The sequence below is a fragment of the Streptomyces sp. NPDC038135 genome, assembly GCF_055601245.1.
Window position 1 is genome coordinate 188,041 of record NZ_JBVJXS010000014.1, and the last position, 17,095, is coordinate 205,135.

General features: G+C 73.3%; 19 protein-coding genes and 1 riboswitch. Of the genes, 10 read left to right on the top strand and 9 right to left on the bottom strand.

Annotated elements, in window-relative coordinates; all coding sequences use genetic code 11:
• Nucleotides 1-5 precede the first annotated feature (5 nt).
• The 3 genes from ACZ7JA_RS34040 (at nucleotide 6) to ACZ7JA_RS34050 (ending at nucleotide 3,233) form a co-directional block, all read left to right on the top strand.
• Nucleotides 6-635, top strand: a complete 630-nt coding sequence (locus ACZ7JA_RS34040) for a TetR/AcrR family transcriptional regulator (RefSeq protein WP_351672762.1) — start codon at nucleotides 6-8, stop codon at nucleotides 633-635.
• A 411-nt stretch (nucleotides 636-1,046) separates the two neighbouring features.
• On the top strand, nucleotides 1,047-1,661 hold the full coding sequence (locus ACZ7JA_RS34045) for a DUF4126 domain-containing protein (RefSeq protein ID WP_351672760.1): 615 nt from the start codon (nucleotides 1,047-1,049) through the stop codon (nucleotides 1,659-1,661).
• Between the two features lie 57 nt (nucleotides 1,662-1,718).
• Entirely contained in the window at nucleotides 1,719-3,233 is a 1,515-nt protein-coding gene (locus tag ACZ7JA_RS34050) for a phytoene desaturase family protein (RefSeq protein ID WP_389304188.1), read from the top strand.
• Between the two features lie 22 nt (nucleotides 3,234-3,255).
• On the opposite strand, the gene ACZ7JA_RS34055 is transcribed toward ACZ7JA_RS34050, so the two are convergent.
• The 6 genes from ACZ7JA_RS34055 to ACZ7JA_RS34080 form a co-directional block, all read right to left on the bottom strand.
• Nucleotides 3,256-4,173 (bottom strand): SCO2102 family sporulation regulator, encoded by a 918-nt coding sequence (locus ACZ7JA_RS34055; protein WP_351672756.1) that lies wholly within the window; start codon nucleotides 4,171-4,173, stop codon nucleotides 3,256-3,258.
• Between the two features lie 56 nt (nucleotides 4,174-4,229).
• The gene (gene metF / locus ACZ7JA_RS34060) at nucleotides 4,230-5,153 is read right to left on the bottom strand and encodes a methylenetetrahydrofolate reductase [NAD(P)H] (RefSeq protein WP_351672754.1); all 924 of its coding nucleotides are present in this window, start codon (nucleotides 5,151-5,153) and stop codon (nucleotides 4,230-4,232) included.
• A gap of 133 nt (nucleotides 5,154-5,286) precedes the next feature.
• Nucleotides 5,287-5,934 (bottom strand): thiamine phosphate synthase, encoded by a 648-nt coding sequence (thiE, locus tag ACZ7JA_RS34065; RefSeq protein WP_351672752.1) that lies wholly within the window; start codon nucleotides 5,932-5,934, stop codon nucleotides 5,287-5,289.
• An 86-nt stretch (nucleotides 5,935-6,020) separates the two neighbouring features.
• Nucleotides 6,021-6,386, bottom strand: coding sequence for an Rv2175c family DNA-binding protein (locus ACZ7JA_RS34070; RefSeq protein ID WP_351672750.1), 366 nt, complete (start codon nucleotides 6,384-6,386; stop codon nucleotides 6,021-6,023).
• Between the two features lie 64 nt (nucleotides 6,387-6,450).
• Nucleotides 6,451-7,680, bottom strand: coding sequence for an NAD(P)/FAD-dependent oxidoreductase (locus ACZ7JA_RS34075; RefSeq protein WP_470812270.1), 1,230 nt, complete (start codon nucleotides 7,678-7,680; stop codon nucleotides 6,451-6,453).
• Between the two features lie 32 nt (nucleotides 7,681-7,712).
• Complete coding sequence (locus tag ACZ7JA_RS34080; protein ID WP_351672746.1) at nucleotides 7,713-8,063, bottom strand: avidin-fold protein; 351 nt, start codon at nucleotides 8,061-8,063, stop codon at nucleotides 7,713-7,715.
• Nucleotides 8,064-8,115: 52 nt separating this feature from the next.
• Nucleotides 8,116-8,227, top strand: a riboswitch (TPP riboswitch).
• Between ACZ7JA_RS34080 and thiO the strand changes: the two genes are divergently transcribed.
• The 6 genes from thiO to ACZ7JA_RS34110 all read left to right on the top strand — a co-directional run bounded on the left by thiO (nucleotide 8,225) and on the right by ACZ7JA_RS34110 (nucleotide 13,997).
• Nucleotides 8,225-9,385 carry a glycine oxidase ThiO gene (gene thiO, locus ACZ7JA_RS34085; RefSeq protein WP_351672744.1) on the top strand — a complete coding sequence of 387 codons (1,161 nt, stop codon included), beginning with the start codon at nucleotides 8,225-8,227 and terminating at the stop codon, nucleotides 9,383-9,385. It overlaps the preceding riboswitch by 3 nt.
• Before the next feature lie 2 nt (nucleotides 9,386-9,387).
• The gene (thiS, locus tag ACZ7JA_RS34090; protein ID WP_389304534.1) at nucleotides 9,388-9,588 is read left to right on the top strand and encodes a sulfur carrier protein ThiS; all 201 of its coding nucleotides are present in this window, start codon (nucleotides 9,388-9,390) and stop codon (nucleotides 9,586-9,588) included.
• A gap of 2 nt (nucleotides 9,589-9,590) precedes the next feature.
• Complete coding sequence (locus ACZ7JA_RS34095; protein WP_351672740.1) at nucleotides 9,591-10,400, top strand: thiazole synthase; 810 nt, start codon at nucleotides 9,591-9,593, stop codon at nucleotides 10,398-10,400.
• A gap of 85 nt (nucleotides 10,401-10,485) precedes the next feature.
• Nucleotides 10,486-12,411 (top strand): Stk1 family PASTA domain-containing Ser/Thr kinase, encoded by a 1,926-nt coding sequence (pknB, locus tag ACZ7JA_RS34100; protein WP_470812273.1) that lies wholly within the window; start codon nucleotides 10,486-10,488, stop codon nucleotides 12,409-12,411.
• A 65-nt stretch (nucleotides 12,412-12,476) separates the two neighbouring features.
• Entirely contained in the window at nucleotides 12,477-13,379 is a 903-nt protein-coding gene (locus ACZ7JA_RS34105) for a deoxyribonuclease IV (RefSeq protein ID WP_351672736.1), read from the top strand.
• Between the two features lie 78 nt (nucleotides 13,380-13,457).
• Nucleotides 13,458-13,997, top strand: coding sequence for a DUF4396 domain-containing protein (locus ACZ7JA_RS34110; protein ID WP_470812275.1), 540 nt, complete (start codon nucleotides 13,458-13,460; stop codon nucleotides 13,995-13,997).
• Nucleotides 13,998-14,016: 19 nt separating this feature from the next.
• Here ACZ7JA_RS34110 and ACZ7JA_RS34115 read toward each other — a convergent pair whose 3' ends face one another.
• Nucleotides 14,017-14,649: a sulfite oxidase-like oxidoreductase gene (locus ACZ7JA_RS34115; RefSeq protein ID WP_351672734.1), complete on the bottom strand. Its 633-nt coding sequence runs from the start codon at nucleotides 14,647-14,649 to the stop codon at nucleotides 14,017-14,019.
• A 173-nt stretch (nucleotides 14,650-14,822) separates the two neighbouring features.
• Here ACZ7JA_RS34115 and bfr point away from each other — a divergent pair, with 173 nt between their 5' ends.
• Nucleotides 14,823-15,341, top strand: coding sequence for a bacterioferritin (bfr, locus tag ACZ7JA_RS34120; protein ID WP_351672732.1), 519 nt, complete (start codon nucleotides 14,823-14,825; stop codon nucleotides 15,339-15,341).
• A 32-nt stretch (nucleotides 15,342-15,373) separates the two neighbouring features.
• On the opposite strand, the gene ACZ7JA_RS34125 is transcribed toward bfr, so the two are convergent.
• A complete protein-coding gene (locus ACZ7JA_RS34125) occupies nucleotides 15,374-15,598 on the bottom strand; it encodes a (2Fe-2S)-binding protein (RefSeq protein WP_470812277.1) in 225 nt (74 codons plus the stop codon).
• Nucleotides 15,599-15,734: 136 nt separating this feature from the next.
• Entirely contained in the window at nucleotides 15,735-17,087 is a 1,353-nt protein-coding gene (locus ACZ7JA_RS34130) for a class II 3-deoxy-7-phosphoheptulonate synthase (protein WP_351672728.1), read from the bottom strand.
• Nucleotides 17,088-17,095: the final 8 nt, after the last annotated feature.

Consider the following 17,095-nt stretch of genomic DNA (forward strand, 5'->3'; position numbering starts at 1 on the left):
GGGCCATGGAAAGCAGCAGCGCCACCTCCGGCGGCAGCACGCGCCGCGAGGCCACCCGGCAGAAGCTCTACGAGGCCGCCGTCACGCTCATCGCCGAGCAGGGCTTCTCCGCCACCACCGTGGACGAGATCGCCGAGCGGGCCGGGGTCGCGAAGGGCACGGTCTACTACAACTTCGCGAGCAAGTCGGTCCTCTTCGAGGAGCTGCTGCGGCACGGCGTGAGCCTGCTCACCGCCTCCCTCAGGGAGGCGGCCGAGCGGACCGCCGCGGAGGGCCGCGGCAAGGTGGACGCCCTGGACGCGATGGTCCGCGCGGGCCTGGTCTTCATCGACCGCTATCCGGCGTTCACCCAGCTCTACGTGGCCGAGCTGTGGCGCACCAACCGCGCCTGGCAGTCCACGCTGATGGTGGTCCGGCAGGAGGCCGTCGCCGTCGTGGAGGGGGTGCTGCGCGAGGGTGTGGCGGCCGGGGAGTTCAGCGACGAGATCGACGTCCAGCTCACGGCGGCCGCCCTGGTCGGCATGGTGCTGGTGGCCGCCCTCGACTGGAAGTCGTTCCAGCCGGAGCGCTCGCTCGACGACGTCCACGCGGCCCTGTCCCGGCTGCTCCAGGGACGGGTGAGCGGCAAGGGCTGACGCCCGCGCGGAGCACCCGGAAGGCGCCGGGTGCCGAAGGCGCCGGGAACACGGAGAAGGCGCCGGTCCCTTGCCGGACCGGCGCCTTCCCACTCCCCCGTACTGCCCGTACTCCCCCGGGCTCCCCCGTACGGTTCTCCCCCGACTTTCCCCCGTGGCGGTCCGCCGCGGGTCCCCCGTGCCTCGCTTCCGCCGACGGCGTCGGCGGAAGGAGCGGCCGGGGCGCGGGCGCCGTTCCGCCGCCCCGTGCCGGCGGTACCGGTCCGCGCCCCCTGCCGTGGCTCCACTCTCCCGTGCCCTGCGGCCGCGGCCCATCCGTGCGCGTACTCATCTGGCCGTCTGAGTACGGATACTCACCGCCGCGCGCGCGTGCCCGGGACGCCGGCCCGGCGGGTGGCTACGATCCCTTGCGTGTCCGTACTCCCTCTGGTCTTCACCAGCGGCTGGGCCAGCGGCATCAACGCCTACGCGGTGGTGCTGCTGCTCGGCCTGTTCGGCAGGACGGGGGTGAGCGACGACGTCCCGCAGGCGTTGCAGCGGCCCGAGGTGATGATCGTGGCGGGCGTGCTGTTCCTGTGCGAGGCGGTCGCCGACAAGATCCCGTACGTGGACTCGGCGTGGGACACCGCGCACACCGTCGTACGGCCGCTCGCGGGCGCCTGGATCGGGGCGCTGCTGGCCGGGCAGAGCGGTTCGCTGCCGGAGGTCGCGGCCGGGCTGCTCGGCGGTTCGACGGCGCTGGCCAGCCACGGTGTGAAGGCAGGCACCCGGATGGCGGTCAACACCTCGCCGGAGCCGTTCAGCAACTTCGTGCTGAGCACCGCCGAGGACCTGGGGGTCGCCGGCATCGTGTCGTTCGCGATGTTCCATCCCGAGGCGGCCGCGATCATCGCGGCGGTGCTGCTGGCCGCGGGGCTGGTCGTGCTGTGGTTCCTGGTGTCCCGGATCCGGCGCTTCCTGCGGCGCCGGGCGCAGCGGCGGGAGGAGCGGCGGATGGCCTCCCGGGTGCCGGGACCGCCGGGCTGATCCGCTCCGGGCGGCCCGTCGGCCGGGCTGCCGGCGCCGGTGGATAAAGTCGCGGTCATGGCACGGATTGCGGTGATCGGCGCCGGGATGGGCGCGATGGCGGCCGCTGCCCGGCTGGCCGTCGCGGGCCACCGGGTGGCGGTGTACGAGCGGGACGGGACGTACGGCGGGGCGGTGCGCCGCTTCGAGCGGGACGGGTTCGCCTTCGACACCGGGCCTGGGCTGCTGCCGCTGCCCGCCGTCTACCGGGACCTGTTCGTCAAGACGGGCAAGGAGGCGCTGGAGGACGTCGTCGAGCTGGTCCAGGTCGACCCCTCCGCGCGGCACGTCTTCGCGGACGGCACCGAGGTGGCCCTGCCGAACGCCTCCCGCGCGGGTGTGGTCGCCGCCCTGGACGAGGCACTGGGCGCGGGCGCCGGGCAGCGCTGGGGCGACTTCCTGGTGCGGGCCCGCGAGGCCTGGGACCGTACCCGGCGGCCGCTGCTGGAGGAGCCGCTGTGGCCGAACTGGCAGGTGCTGGCCGAGCGCGACCCCTATCCGTCGGTGCCGCACAAGCGGCTGCTGCGCACCCGCCGGGCGGGCACCCCGGCCGAGATCGGCGCCTGGGAGCTGCGCGACGAGCGGCTGGCGGCCCTCCTGGAGAGCCAGGTGCTCGCTTACGGCCTCGATCCGCGGACCGTTCCGGCGAGCGCGGCCGTACTGCCGTACATGGACCACGCCTTCGGCACCTGGTACGTGCGCGGGGGCATGCGGGAGCTGGCTCGCGCGGTGTACGAGCGGTGCCTGCGGCGGCGGGTCGAGTTCGGCTTCGGCGTCGAGGTGACCCGGATTCTGGAGAAGGACGGCCGGGCGGCGGGGGTGGAGTTCGCCGACGGTTCGACGGCCGGGGCGGACCACGTGGTGGCGGGCGTGGACCCGGCGCGGCTGCGGGCCCTGACGGAGCGTCCGCTGGACGCGGACGGGGACGTGCGGGCCGGTGATCCGGTCCTGCCTCGGCCCGGGCGGTTCACGGCCCTGCTGGCCCTGCGGGGCGGACGCGAGCCGGGGGCCGTCCACCGCACGGTGGTCCACGCGCCGGACGCCCAGGCCGAGCTGGACTTCCTGGCGTCGCCCGGGGGCGACCGGCCGGTGTGCCCCACGGTGACCGTCATGCGCCCGGACGACCCCGCGCTGGCCCCGGACGGCGCGCACGAGTCCGTGGTGGTGTCCGCCGTGGTGTCGGCCGAGGCCGCCTGGGAGGACGACGGCACCGTCCGGTGCTACACGGACTTCCTGCTCGGAGCCGCCGAGCGTGCGGTGCCGGGGCTGCGGGAGCGCCTGCTGTGGCACGAGGTGCGCACACCCGTGCACACCGAGGGGGAGACGGGCGCCCGGTCCGGGGCCGTGCCCGCTCCCGCCCTCGCCGCGGGCCGGGGCCGCTACCTGTACCCGGGGAACACCACGCGTCTGCCGGGGCTGTACCGGGTGGGCGGCTGGTCCCATCCCGGCGGCGGGCTGCCGCACGCCGGCATGTCGGGGGCGCTGGTGGCCGGTCTGATCGTGGAGGGGCCCGGGTTCCGCGGCTCCCAGTGAGGCGGGAGCCGGGAGCCGGGCGTCAGAAGCGGTACTGCTCGTCGTACCCGGCTCCGGGCTGCTGCTGCCCGTTGCCCTGGTACGGGTACGGCTGCTCCTGCGGGAGTTCGCCGCCGTAGGACTCGTCGCTGCGCTGCTGCGGGACCCAGACCCCGCCGGCCGGGGTCTCGCCGTAGCCGCCGGTGGCGTACTGGTCCTGGGCGTAGCCCTGCTGGCCGTACTGCTGCTGGCCGTAGCCGGCGTCGTAGGCGGTGCCGCCGTAGCCCTGGCTGCCGACGTACGGGTCGGAGTAGTTGGCGTAGCCCTGCTGGCCGCCGGCGTCGTAGCCGTAGTTCTGCTGGCCGTAGCCCGAGTAGTCGTAGGCGTAGTTCTGGTCGGCGCCCTGGGGCTGCTGGGCGGCGGCCGCGTAGGCGTTCTCGCCGTAGACGCCGTAGGAGCCGGTGTCGTCCGGGAGCGGCTGGGGCTCGTAGACGGTGGTGGTCTCGGCGGCGGACGGCTCGGCGGAACGGGCCGGGGTGAAGACGTCGTCGTGGTCGTAGTCGTCGCTCTGGGCGAGCCGCTCCTGTGCGTAGCCGGCGTCGTCGTGGCCCTCGGCCGCCTCCGGGTCGGAGACCTCGAGGGTCGGGTCCTGGCGCTCCGCCCTGCCGCGACGGCGCTTGCTGCCGCCGTTCACCGCCTCGTCCTCCGGACGCTTGACCGCCCAGCCGGCGGCGAAGCCGCGGCGGAAGGACAGCGTGACGTAGGTCTGGCCGAGCGCGAAGGCGATCGCGCCCGCGCCGATGACGACGACCGATGGCATCAGCACCCCGACGACGACGCCGAGGAAGCCGGCGAAGGCGAGCAGCCGCCAGCGCAGCCGCGCCTTGTACTGCAGCAGCACCTCACCGAGCAACCACAGTGCGACGACGCCGAACGCGATGTAGAGGACCGTCCAGCCCATGTACGCCCCTCTCCCAGTGGCCGCTACGCAGTGTGTCGTATCGCGGTGCGGCCGGTCTAGGCCTGCGGGGGGTGGTGCAGGCCCAGGTTCTCGTAGATTTCCAGGGTCGCCGTGGAGTTGTTGAGCGTGATGAAGTGCAGTCCGGGCACTCCTTCGGCCAGCAGCCGTGCGCAGAACTCCGTGGCGAAGTCGATACCGATGGAGCGTACCGCCGCCGGATCGTCCTTCGCTGTGAGGATCCGCTCTTTCAGGGCGTCCGGGAACAGGGCGGTGCTGAGCTTGGGCACCCGCTCCAGCATCCGCACGCTGGTGACCGGCAGGATCTCGGGGATCACGGGCGTCTCGCAGCCCGCGGCCCCGACCCGGTCGCGCAGCCGCAGATACGACTCCGGCTGGAAGAACATCTGTGTGATGGCGTAGTCGGCGCCCGCGCGGCACTTGTCGACGAAGTGCCGGACGTCGGTGTCCCAGTCGGCGGAGCGCGGATGCATCTCGGGGAACGCGGCGACGCCCACGCAGAAGTCGCCCGACTCCTTGATGAGTTGCACGAGTTCGGCCGCGTACTCCAGGCCCTGGGGGTGCGGGACCCACTCGCCCATCGGGTCGCCGGGCGGGTCGCCACGCACGGCGAGCATGTTGCGGATGCCGGCGTCCGCGTACTGGCCGATGATGTTGCGCAGTTCGGCGACGGAGTGGTCGACCGCGGTGAGGTGGGCGACCGGTGTGAGCGTCGTGTCGACGACGATCTGCTGGGTCTCCCGGACCGTGGTCGTGCGGGTGGTGCCGCCGGCGCCGTAGGTGACGGACACGAAGTCCGGCGCCACCGCCTCGACCCTGCGCAGCGCGTTCCACAGGTTCCGCTCGCCCTGGGGCGTCTTCGGCGCGTAGAACTCGAACGAGTACGTCGTCTTGCCGGTGGCGAGGATGTCGCGCACGGTGCGTGCGCGATCAGTCCTGGTGGATGCGGTTCCGAGGGCCATACCCGCAGGTTAGTCAGGGGTGGGCGGTACCCCAACCGGACGCCGCCCATTTGCCCTTTTTGTCGCTTCCCCGTCCACCCCTCGGACAGAAACCCGGACAGAGGCCCCCGGAGCGCGTCCGTCCGCGGCGCCGCTACCGCTGCCGCAGCCGCTTGGCGAGCCGCGCGGCGGCGTCCCCCGGGTCGTCGGCCTCGGTGATCGCGCGGACCACGACCACCCGGCGGGCGCCCGCGTCCAGCACCTGCTCCAGGTTGCCGTGGTCGATGCCGCCGATGGCGAACCAGGGGCGGTCGGTGCCCAGGGCCGCGGTGTACCGCACCAGGCCGAGGCCCGGGGCGGGCCGGCCGGGCTTGGTCGGGGTGGGCCAGCACGGGCCGGTGCAGAAGTAGTCCACGCCCTGCTGGACGGCGGCCGCCGCGGCCTCGGACTCGGTGTGCGTGGAGCGGCCGATCAGCACGCCGTCGCCGAGGACGGCGCGGGCGGCGGGCACGGGGAGGTCGCCCTGCCCCAGGTGGAGCACGTCGGCGCGGGCGGCGTGGGCGACGTCGGCCCGGTCGTTGACCGCGAGCAGTCTGCCGTGCCGGGCGCAGGCGTCCGCGAGGACCTGGAGGTGCTCCAGCTCCTCGGCGGCCTCCATGCCCTTGTCGCGGAGCTGCACGATGTCGACGCCGCCCGCCAGGACCGCGTCCAGGAACTCGGCGAGGTCGCCCTGCCGCCTGCGGGCGTCCGTGCAGAGGTAGAGGCGGGCGTCGGCGAGTCGGTCGCGAGCGGTGTCGGACATGCGTGGGTCCCCCCGGGTCGGTGTCCTGGGCGTGCGGGTGGCGCCGCGGCTGCGGCCGGTACGCCACCCGCGCGGTGCGGGTCGGTTCAGACGGCGAGCGCCTGGGCGCGCCGCTTCACCTCCGTGCCGCGATTCTCGCTCAGGGCCTGCGCGGGCGTGCCGGGCAGGGTCGGGTCGGGGGTGAAGAGCCACTCGATCATTTCTTCGTCCGTGAAGCCGTCGTCACGCAGCAGCGTCAGGGTCCCGGACAGGCCCTTGACGACCTTGTCCCCGTCGATGAAGGCGGCGGGGACGTGCAGCGCCCGGTTCTCACCTCGGCGTACGGCGATGAGCTGGCCCTCCTTGACCAGCTGCCGCACGCGCGTCACCTCGACATCGAGCTGTTCGGCGATGTCGGGGAGGGTGAGCCAGCCGGGGACGAGTGCATCGATCTTTGCGTCAATCTCGGTCACGGGATCTAGCCTGCCATCCGCCACCGACAGTCGGAAGCCAGGCCGGTCCGCGCGGGGGCTCCCGCTAGTCGAGGGTGGCGGTCTTCAGGGGCCGCGCCGGGTCGGCCAGGTCCTCGGCGTCCATGCGGCGGCCGGCCTCGATCAGCCGCCGGCCCTGGGCCAGGTCGCGGGGCCGGCCCACGGCCACCAGGGCCACCAGCCGGTCCTCGCGCAGCCAGCAGACGGACCAGGCCGGTCCCTCCGGCCCGCCGCGCCACACCATGCGGTCGGCGGCGGCGTGGTGGCCCGCGTACTGCACGAACCGGCCGAACTGCTCCGACCAGAAGTACGGCACCGGGTCGTAGACCGCGGGGATCTCGCCGAGGATGTTCGCGGCGACCGTGCGCGGCCCCTGGAGGGCGTTGTCCCAGTGGTGGACCAGCAGCCGCGCGCCGTAGCGGGCGGACGGGAAGGAGGCGCAGTCGCCGACGGCGTACACGTCCTCGGCGGAGGCGCGCAGCCGCTCGTCGGCCAGCACCTCGCCGTGCTCGCCCAGCTCGACGCCGGAGCCGGCCAGCCAGCCGGTGGCGGGGCGGGCGCCGATGCCGACCACGACGGCGCCGGCGGGCAGCCGGGTGCCGTCGTCCAGCAGCACCGCGCCGGGCTCCACGCCCGCCACGCGCGCGCCGGTGCGCAGTACGGCTCCGCTGTCGGCGTACCAGGAGGCCATGGGCGCGGCCACCTCGGCGGGCAGCGCACCGGCGAGCGGCCGGTCGGCGGCCTCCACGACGGTCACGGCGCAGCCGGCCTCGCGGGCGGCGGTGGCGAACTCGGCGCCGATCCAGCCGGCGCCGACGACCACGATGTCGTGTTGCCGGGCCAGCACCGGCCGCAGCCGCTCGGCGTCGTCCAGGGTGCGCAGCAGGTGCACGCCGGGCACGCCTTCGGTGCCGGGCAGCGTGACCGGTTCGGCGCCGGTGGCGAGGACCAGGACGTCGTACGGCACGGGCCCGGCCTCGGTGTCCAGTTCGTGGTCGGCGGGGCGCACGCCCAGCACCTCGCAGCCGAGCCTGAGTTCGATGCCGAGGGACTCGAAGTCCACGTCGAAGGCGGAGCCCTCGGCCGTGCCGAGGAGCACGGCCTTGGACAGCGGCGGCCGGTCGTAGGGCTGGTGGGGCTCGGCGCCGATCAGGGTGACGGCGCCCGTGAAGCCCTGTTCCCGCAGGGCCACCGCGGTCTGCACCCCGGCCATGCCCGCGCCGGCGACCACCACGCGCCGTTCCGGCGTGCCCTGCTGTGCTGTCTGCTCGCTCACCCGATCACCTTAGACAACTGACGGAGCGTCAGTCAGCGGGCGTGCTCGGCGACCTGCTCCACCACGCTGGTCCCGGCGCCCTCCTGCGACTCCCACTCCCAGGTCTCCTCCAGCCGCACCCGGCCGTCCGGCAGTTCGACGACCGTCGACTCGCAGTGCCCCGAGGAGGTGGTCCCGTCCTGCTTGAGCTGGACGTACCGGAAGTCCAGCCGGTCGCCCTCCCGGGTGCCGACCAGGTGGCCGCGCACCACGTCGCCGCCCGCGTACTCGGCCCATATCTCGCCGTTCTCCTCGTGGTAGGCGAAGCGGGTGCGCGTACCCACTTGGCCCGGAGCCTGGTCCGCGACGGGGGCGAGGACGAGTCCGTCGAGCGAGGGGGCCATGGGGCGGGGCTCCTTACGGGGTCGGGGGGCCGAAGGCTAGGGTGGCCACCGTACAAGCACTCGCGGGAGCCCGGACGCACCGGGCTGAGAGGGAGGCTGGCGGCCTCCGACCGTACGAACCTGATCCGGGTCATGCCGGCGAAGGGAGGGGCTGGACGCCCATGCCGTCACGTACGTCCGACGTCCTCGTCATCGGGGGCGGGATCATCGGCCTGGTCACGGCCTGGCGGGCCGCGCAGCGCGGGCTCGCCACGGCCGTGGTGGACCCCGAGCCCGGCGGCGGGGCCGCGCGGGTCGCGGCGGGGATGCTGGCCGCGGTCACCGAACTGCACTACGGCGAGGAGAGACTGCTCGCCCTCAACCTGGAATCGGCCCGCCGCTACCCGGACTTCGCGGCCGAGCTGACCGACTTGACCGGCCATGACCTGGGTTACCGGCGCTGCGGGACGCTCGCGGTGGCGCTCGACTCCGACGACCGCGCCCATCTGCGGGAGCTGCACGCCCTGCAGCGGCGCTCGGGACTGGACTCGGTGTGGCTGTCGGGGCGGGAGTGCCGGCGCCTCGAACCGATGCTCGCGCCCGGGGTGCGGGGCGGACTGCGGGTCGACGGCGACCACCAGATCGATCCCAGACGGCTGGCGTCCGCCCTGGTGGCGGCGTGCGAGCGGGCCGGGGTGGTGTTCCACCGGTGCTGGGCCGAGCGGCTCGACGTCGCCGGGGGCCGGGCCACCGGCGTCACCGCCGCGGACGGCGCCCGGCTGGGCGCGGGACGGGTGGTGCTCGCGGGCGGCAGCCTCAGCGGGCGGCTCGCGGGCGTCCCGCAGGACCTGCTGCCCCCGGTGCGGCCGGTGAAGGGACAGGTGCTGCGGCTGACCGTGCCCCGGCGGTACGCGCCGTTCCTGAGCCGCACCGTGCGGGCCGTGGTGCGCGGCAGCCAGGTCTACCTGGTGCCCCGGGAGAACGGCGAGCTGGTCGTCGGCGCGACCAGCGAGGAGCTGGGCTGGGACACCACGGTGACCGCGGGGGGCGTGTACGAGCTGCTGCGCGACGCCCACGAGCTGGTCCCGGGGATCACCGAGCTGCCCCTCACCGAGACCCGGGCGGGTCTGCGCCCCGGCTCCCCGGACAACGCCCCGCTGCTCGGCCCGTCCGGGCTCGACGGGCTGCTGCTGGCCACCGGGCACTACCGCAACGGTGTGCTGCTCACGCCGGTCACCGGGGACGTCATGGCCGAGCTGCTGGCCGGCGGCGAGCTGCCGGAGGCGGCCCGTCCGTTCACCCCGGAGCGCTTCGGCGCCGCACTCGTGGAGCAGCCCGTATGAACATCCGCGTCTCGGTCAACGGAGAACGCCGGGAGATCGCCCCGGGCACCGCGCTGGACGCGCTGGTGCGGACCCTGACCGCGGCGCCCTCCGGGGTGGCCGCGGCCGTCAACGAGACCGTCGTACCGCGCGCGCGGTGGGCGGCCACCACGCTCCTCGACGGCGACCGTGTCGAGGTCCTGACCGCCGTGCAGGGAGGCTGACCATGACCGACGATCCCTTCGTGGTGGGCGGGGTGCCCCTCGGGTCCCGGCTGATCATGGGCACCGGCGGCGCGCCCAGCCTGGACGTGCTGGAGCGCGCGCTGGTCGCCTCCGGCACGGAGCTGACCACGGTGGCCATGCGGCGGGTCGATCCCGGGGTGCACGGCTCGGTGCTGTCGGTGCTGGAGCGGCTGGGCATCCGGGTGCTGCCGAACACCGCGGGCTGCTTCACCGCCGGGGAGGCCGTGCTGACGGCGCGGCTGGCGCGCGAGGCGCTGGGCACCGACCTGGTGAAGCTGGAGGTCATCGCCGACGAGCGCACCCTGCTGCCGGACCCGGTGGAACTGCTGGAGGCGGCGGAGACGCTGGTCGACGACGGGTTCACGGTGCTGCCGTACACCAACGACGATCCGGTGCTCGCGCGGAAGCTGGAGGACGTGGGCTGTGCGGCGGTGATGCCGCTCGGCTCCCCGATCGGCTCCGGGCTGGGCATCCGCAACCCGCACAACTTCCAGCTCATCGTGGAGCACGCGCGCGTGCCGGTGATCCTGGACGCGGGCGCCGGTACGGCCTCGGACGTCGCGCTGGCGATGGAGCTGGGCTGCGCCGGTGTGATGCTCGCCTCCGCCGTGACCCGCGCCCAGCGGCCCGAGACGATGGCCGCGGCGATGCGGCACGCGGTGGAGGCGGGACGGCTGGCCCGGCTGGCGGGCCGGATCCCGCGCAGGCACTTCGCCGAGGCCTCCTCCCCCGCCCGGGGCCGCGCCGACCTGGACCCCGAGCGGCCCGCGTTCCGGTCCGCGCCCGCCTGACGGGACAGTCACAGGTCTGCTGCAGTACGTCACCGGAACGGCGCAGCGCGCGGCGGTGTCGGCCGGTCCTCGTACACTCGCCTGCGTGGATACGACCCTTCAGGACCCGCTCGTCGGGCAGGTGCTCGACGGACGCTATCGCGTGGAGGCGCGGATCGCGGTCGGCGGGATGGCCACGGTCTACCGGGCCCTGGACACCCGCCTGGACCGCGTGCTCGCGCTCAAGGTGATGCACCCGGCGCTGGCGGCCGACGGGTCGTTCGTCGACCGGTTCATCCGCGAGGCCAAGTCGGTCGCCCGGCTCGCCCACCCCAACGTGGTGCAGGTCTTCGACCAGGGCACCGACGCGTCCTACGTGTACCTGGCGATGGAGTACGTCGCCGGGTGCACGCTGCGGGACGTGCTGCGCGAGCGCGGGGCGCTGCAGCCCCGGGCGGCGCTGGACATCCTGGAGCCGGTGCTGGCCGCGCTCGGCGCCGCGCACCGGGCCGGGTTCGTGCACCGGGACATGAAGCCCGAGAACGTGCTGATAGGCGACGACGGGCGGGTCAAGGTCGCCGACTTCGGGCTGGTGCGGTCGGTGGACACGGTGACCAGCACCACGGGCGCGGTCCTCGGCACCGTGTCGTACCTCGCGCCCGAGCAGATGGAGCAGGGCGCCGCCGACCCGCGCGTCGACGTGTACGCCTGCGGTGTCGTGCTCTACGAGATGCTGACCGGCGGCAAGCCGCACTCCGGGGACTCCCCGGCGCAGATCCTGTACAAGCACATCCACGAGGACGTGCCGCCGCCCTCCGCGCTCGTGCCGGGGCTGCCGCCGGAGCTGGACGAGCTGGTCGCCTCGGCGACGGCGCGCGTCCCGGACCTCCGGCCGGACGACGCCGCCGCGCTGCTCGGGCAGGTGCTGCGGGCCCGGGCCGGGCTCAGCGCCGGTCAGCTCGACGCGGTGCCGCCGCAGGCGCTGTCCGCGGAGCACGACAACGCCGGGGACCGTACGAGCGTGATCCCGCGCTCGCTGACCGTGCCCCGGCCGCTGCCCGTCAACGAGGACGAGGGCCCGGCGGACGTCCGGCACACCAGCCGGCTGCAGAGCCCGCCGGCGCCCGCCCGGCGGGCGCCGCTGCGGCCGGGACGCCGGCTCGCCGCGCTCGTCGCCGCCGTGCTCGTGGTCCTCGGCGTGGGCGCGGGGGTCTGGTACATCAACTCCGGGCAGTTCACCAAGGTGCCGCCGCTGCTGGCCAAGACCGAGGAGCAGGCGACGGCGCGGCTGAAGTCGTCGGGGCTGCACGTCAAGGAGATCAGGCGCGAGTACAGCGACACGGTCGGCAGCGGCACGGTCATCAGCTCCGACCCGACGGCCGGGGCCCGTATCCGGGGCAACGGCTCGGTGACCCTCGTCATCTCCCGGGGCCCGGAGATCGTGAAGGTGCCCGACCTGAACGGGGTGCCGCTGGGCGAGGCCCGCTCGCGCCTGAAGTCGGCCGGACTGGAGCCGGGCATGGTCAGCCGCGCCTTCAGCGACAGCGTGGACCGGGGCTCGGTGATCAGCACCGAGCCGGGGACGGGCGTCAGGCGGCACGCGGGCTCGGCGATCGCGCTCGTGGTCAGCAAGGGCAGCCCGGTCGACGTGCCGGACGTCACCGGTGAGGACCAGGCCAGCGCCCGGCAGGACCTCGAGGACGCGGGCCTGAAGGTGCGGATCGCCGCACAGCAGGTCAACTCCGAGTACGACAAGGGCCAGGTGGCGCGGCAGACCCCGGGCGCCGGCGGCCAGGCCGCCGAGGGCGACACCGTGACGCTGACCCTGTCCAAGGGCCCGGTCATGGTGACGGTGCCGGACGTGGTCGGGTCGAGCGTGGACGACGCCACGCAGCGGCTGGAGGCCGCCGGCTTCGAGGTGGACGAGGACCGGGGCCTGCTCGGGCTGTTCGGCGACACTGTGAAGGAGCAGTCGGTGGACGCGGGCAGGAAGGCGCCCAAGGGATCGACGATCACCATCACCATCCGCTGACCCGGTGAGCGGGGTCACCCGGGACCGCGGTCCGGCGGCGGGGGACGGCGTGACACCCTGAACGGGTGACATCCCAGCCGTGCCGTCCCGCCGCCCCGCTCCTTCCCGGTCCCGCCCGCAACCCGGTCGGCGGCCACGTCCCGGTGGCCGGCGGTCTGCACTCGGTGGGGCTCTCCTACGCCCGCGAACTGAAGGCCGAGGCCGTGCAGGTCTTCGTCGCCAACCCGCGCGGGTGGGCCACGCCGGCCGGGAACCCGCGGCAGGACGAGGCGTTCCGCGAGGCGTGCGCCGCGGAGTCGGTCCCGGCGTACGTGCACGCCCCCTATCTGATCAACTTCGGCTCGCACACCGAGGCGACCGTGGAGCGCTCGGTGGAGTCGCTGCGGCACTCGCTGCGGCGCGCCCGGGAGATCGGGGCGCTCGGCGTGGTGGTGCACACCGGCAGCGCGACCGGCGGGCGGCCGCGCGAGGTGGCGCTGAGGCAGGTGCGCGAGCGGCTGCTGCCGCTGCTGGACGAGCTGACCCACGACGACGACCCGTTCCTGCTGCTGGAGTCGACCGCGGGGCAGGGCGCGTCGCTGTGCTCGCGCACCTGGGACTTCGGGCCGTACTTCGAGGCGCTGGACGCCCACCCGAGGCTCGGCGTCTGCCTGGACACCTGCCACATCTTCGCCGCCGGGCACGACCTGACCGGTCCCGACGGCATGCACCGGACCCTCGATCTGCTGGTCGGCACCGTCGGCGAGGGCCGGCTGAAGCTGATCCACGCCAACGACTCCAAGGACGTGGCCGGGGCGCACAAGGACCGGCACGAGAACATCGGCGCCGGTCACATCGGCGAGGACCCCTTCCGCGCGCTGATGAGCCACCCGGCGACGGAGGGCGTGCCGCTCGTCATCGAGACTCCCGGCGGCCAGGCGGGGCACTCGGCGGACGTGGAGCGACTGAAGAAGCTCCGGGATTCCTGACCCCCACGGGAATACCCCCTCGGGGTATGTGGTTCTGATGAGTGCACGAGAACCGCCCGTCCGGCATTGGGGGACCTCATGGACCACACGGCACACACCGAGCACCAGCACCACGAGCAGCAGCACCACGAGCGGCAGCAGGGTCAGGCGCACGACCACGGAGCCGGTCACGGCCACGGCTCGGCGAGCTGGGCGATGGCCGCGCAGGCCACTCTGCACTGCCTCACCGGCTGCGCCGTCGGCGAGGTGCTCGGCATGGTCGTCGGCACCGCGGCCGGCTGGGGGAACCTGCCGACCACGCTGCTCGCGATCGTCCTGGCCTTCCTCTTCGGCTACTCGCTCACGATGCGCGGGGTCCTGCGGGCCGGAGTCGACCTGCGGACCGCGATCCGCGTGGCCCTGGCCGCCGACACCCTGTCCATCGCCGTGATGGAGCTGATCGACAACGGGGTGATCCTGGTCTGGCCGGCCGCGATGGACGCCACGCTCGCCGACGCGCTGTTCTGGATCTCGCTGGCCGTCTCCCTGGTGATCGCCTTCGTCGTGACCACCCCGGTCAACAAGTGGACGATCGGCCGGGGCAAGGGGCACGCGGTGGTGCACCAGTACCACCACTGACCCGGCACGGACGCCAGGATCAGAGCTCGGGGCCCTCCCCGGGCTCTTCCTGGTAGGAGTAGCGCTGTTCCTTCCAGGGGTCGCCGACGTTGTGGTAGCCGCGCTCCTCCCAGAAGCCGCGGCGGTCGGCGGTCATGTACTCCACGCCGCGGACCCACTTGGGGCCCTTCCAGGCGTACAGGTGGGGGACGATCAGGCGGACCGGGAAGCCGTGTTCGGCGGTGAGCAGTTCGCCGTCCTTGTGGGTGGCGAAGATCGTGCGGTCGGAGGCGAAGTCCGCGAGCCGCAGGTTGGAGCTGAACCCGTACTCCGCCCACACCATCACATGGGTGACGTCCGCGGCCGGCGGGGCGAGGTCGAGGACCGCGGCCGCCGGGACGCCGCCCCACTCCGCGCCGGTCATGCTGTACTTCGTCACGCAGTGCAGGTCGGCCACCACGGTGGTGTACGGCAGCGCCGTGAACTGTTCGTGGTCCCAGGTGTGCTTGTCGCCGTCGGCGGTGGCGCCGAAGACCCGGAACTCCCAGCGTTCGGGCCGGAACTTGGGCACCGGACCGTAGTGCGTCACCGGCCAGCCACGCTGCGGCCGCTGCCCCGGCGGAAGCTCGGGCCCTGCCGCTTCTCCAGACGCTCGCTCCACCGGATGACCCATGTATCCATCCTGACAGACCTCGGGCAGTGCCCTTGACCACCCGCTCACACAAGGGACAAATGCCAGCAAGACGCCACTTACGTTATTAGTACGCACTTACTGGACGATCTTCTCGGCCGGTGAAATCATGCGGCGCTAGCACATGGCTCGACCACCCGAAGGAGTCCATCGCGATGCAGGGCGACCCCGAGGTCATCGAACTGCTCAACGAGCAGCTGACCGCCGAGCTGACCGCGATCAACCAGTACTTCCTGCACGCCAAGCTGCAGGACCACAAGGGATGGACGAAGCTCGCCCAGTACACCCGGGCGGAGTCGTTCGACGAGATGCGGCACGCGGAGGTCCTCACCGACCGCATCCTGCTGCTGGACGGCCTGCCGAACTACCAGCGGCTCTTCCATGTGCAGGTCGGGCAGACGGTGGCCGAGATGTTCCGGGCCGACCGGCAGATCGAGGTCGAGGCCATCGACCGGCTGCGCCGCGGCGTCCAGGTCATGCGCGAGAAGGACGACATCACGTCGGCGAACATCTTCGAGGCGATCCTGGCCGACGAGGAGCACCACATCGACTACCTGGACACGCAGCTCGAACTCGTGGACAAGCTGGGCGAGGCGCTCTACCTGTCGACCGTGATCGAGCAGAGCCAACCCGACTCCTCCGGACCGGGCACCGGGGGCTTCTCCACCGGCTGAGCGGCCCACGCGGGGCAGAGCCCGGCGGGGTGTCAGGCGGCGTCGTCCAGCCGGCCGAGCGCCGGCGCGCGCCGGTCCACCAGCTCGCGGCGGGGGCAGGCTCCCCGGCCGAGCAGTGCCTGGATGCGCCGTACGCAGCCGCCGCAGTCCGTGCCCGCCTTGCAGGCGGAGGCTATCTGGCGGGGGGTGCCGGCGCCGTCCTCCGCGTGCTGCTTGACCTGAGCCTCGGTGATGCCGAAGCAGCTGCAGACGTACACGCGGGTTCACCTCCCGACGGGATCGCTGGTGTCATGCCGTCCCGTTTCCCGGTGAGGCAAACCTAACCTTACCCACAGCGTCGGAATGCCGAAAGACGTGGGGCGCGGATCCGGTGTGATCCGCGCCCCAGATCACTCACTGGTCCCGGTACATCTCCGCGACGAGGAACGCCAGGTCGAGGGACTGGCTGCGGTTCAGCCGCGGGTCGCAGGCCGTCTCGTAGCGCTGGTGCAGGTCGTCGACGAAGATCTCGTCGCCGCCGCCCACGCACTCCGTGACGTCGTCGCCGGTCAGCTCCACGTGGATGCCGCCCGGGTGGGTGCCGAGCCCCTTGTGGACCTCGAAGAAGCCCTTGACCTCGTCGAGCACGTCGTCGAAGCGGCGGGTCTTGTGGCCGGAGGCCGCCTCGAAGGTGTTGCCGTGCATCGGGTCGGTCACCCAGGCCACCGTGGCGCCGGACGCCGTGACCTTCTCGACCAGCTCGGGGAGCCGGTCGCGGATCTTGTCGGCGCCCATGCGGACGATGAAGGTCAGCCGGCCCGGCTCCCGCTCGGGGTCGAGGCGGTCGATGTACCGCAGCGCCTCCTCGGCCGTGGTGGTCGGGCCGAGCTTGATGCCGATCGGGTTGCGGATGCGCGAGGCGAACTCGATGTGCGCGCCGTCGAGCTGCCGGGTGCGCTCGCCGATCCACACCATGTGCCCGGAGACGTCGTACAGCTTGCCGGTGCGGGAGTCGACCCGGGTCAGGGCGGACTCGTAGTCCAGCAGCAGCGCCTCGTGCGAGGAGTAGAACTCGACGGTCTTGAACTCCTCCGGGTCGGTGCCGCAGGCCCGCATGAAGTTCAGCGCGCTGTCGATCTCCCGCGCGAGCTGCTCGTAGCGCTGCCCGGACGGGGAGGACTTCACGAAGTCCTGGTTCCAGGCGTGCACCTGGCGCAGGTCGGCGTAGCCGCCGGTGGTGAAGGCGCGCACCAGGTTCAGCGTGGAGGCCGAGGCGTTGTACATCCGCTTCAGCCGCTCGGGGTCCGGGACGCGGGCTTCCTCGGTGAAGTCGAAGCCGTTGACGGAGTCGCCGCGGTAGGTGGGCAGCGTCACGCCGTCGCGGGTCTCGGTCGGCTTGGAGCGCGGCTTGGAGTACTGGCCGGCGATCCGGCCGACCTTCACCACGGGCACACGGGCCGCGTAGGTCAGGACGGCGCCCATCTGGAGCAGCGTCTTCAGCTTGTTGCGGATGTGGTCGGCGGACACCGCGTCGAAGGCCTCGGCGCAGTCGCCGCCCTGGAGGAGGAACGCCTCTCCCTTGGCGACGGCCGCCATCCGGGCGCGCAGCTGGTCGCACTCGCCCGCGAAGACGAGCGGCGGATACGACTCGAGGTCCGCGATCACTGCGCGCAGAGCCTCGGTGTCGGGGTACTCGGGCTGCTGCGCCGCGGGCAGGTCTCGCCAGGTGTTGCCAGCGCTCGCGCTGGTCTTAGCGTTCACGGTCACCCCTCAAA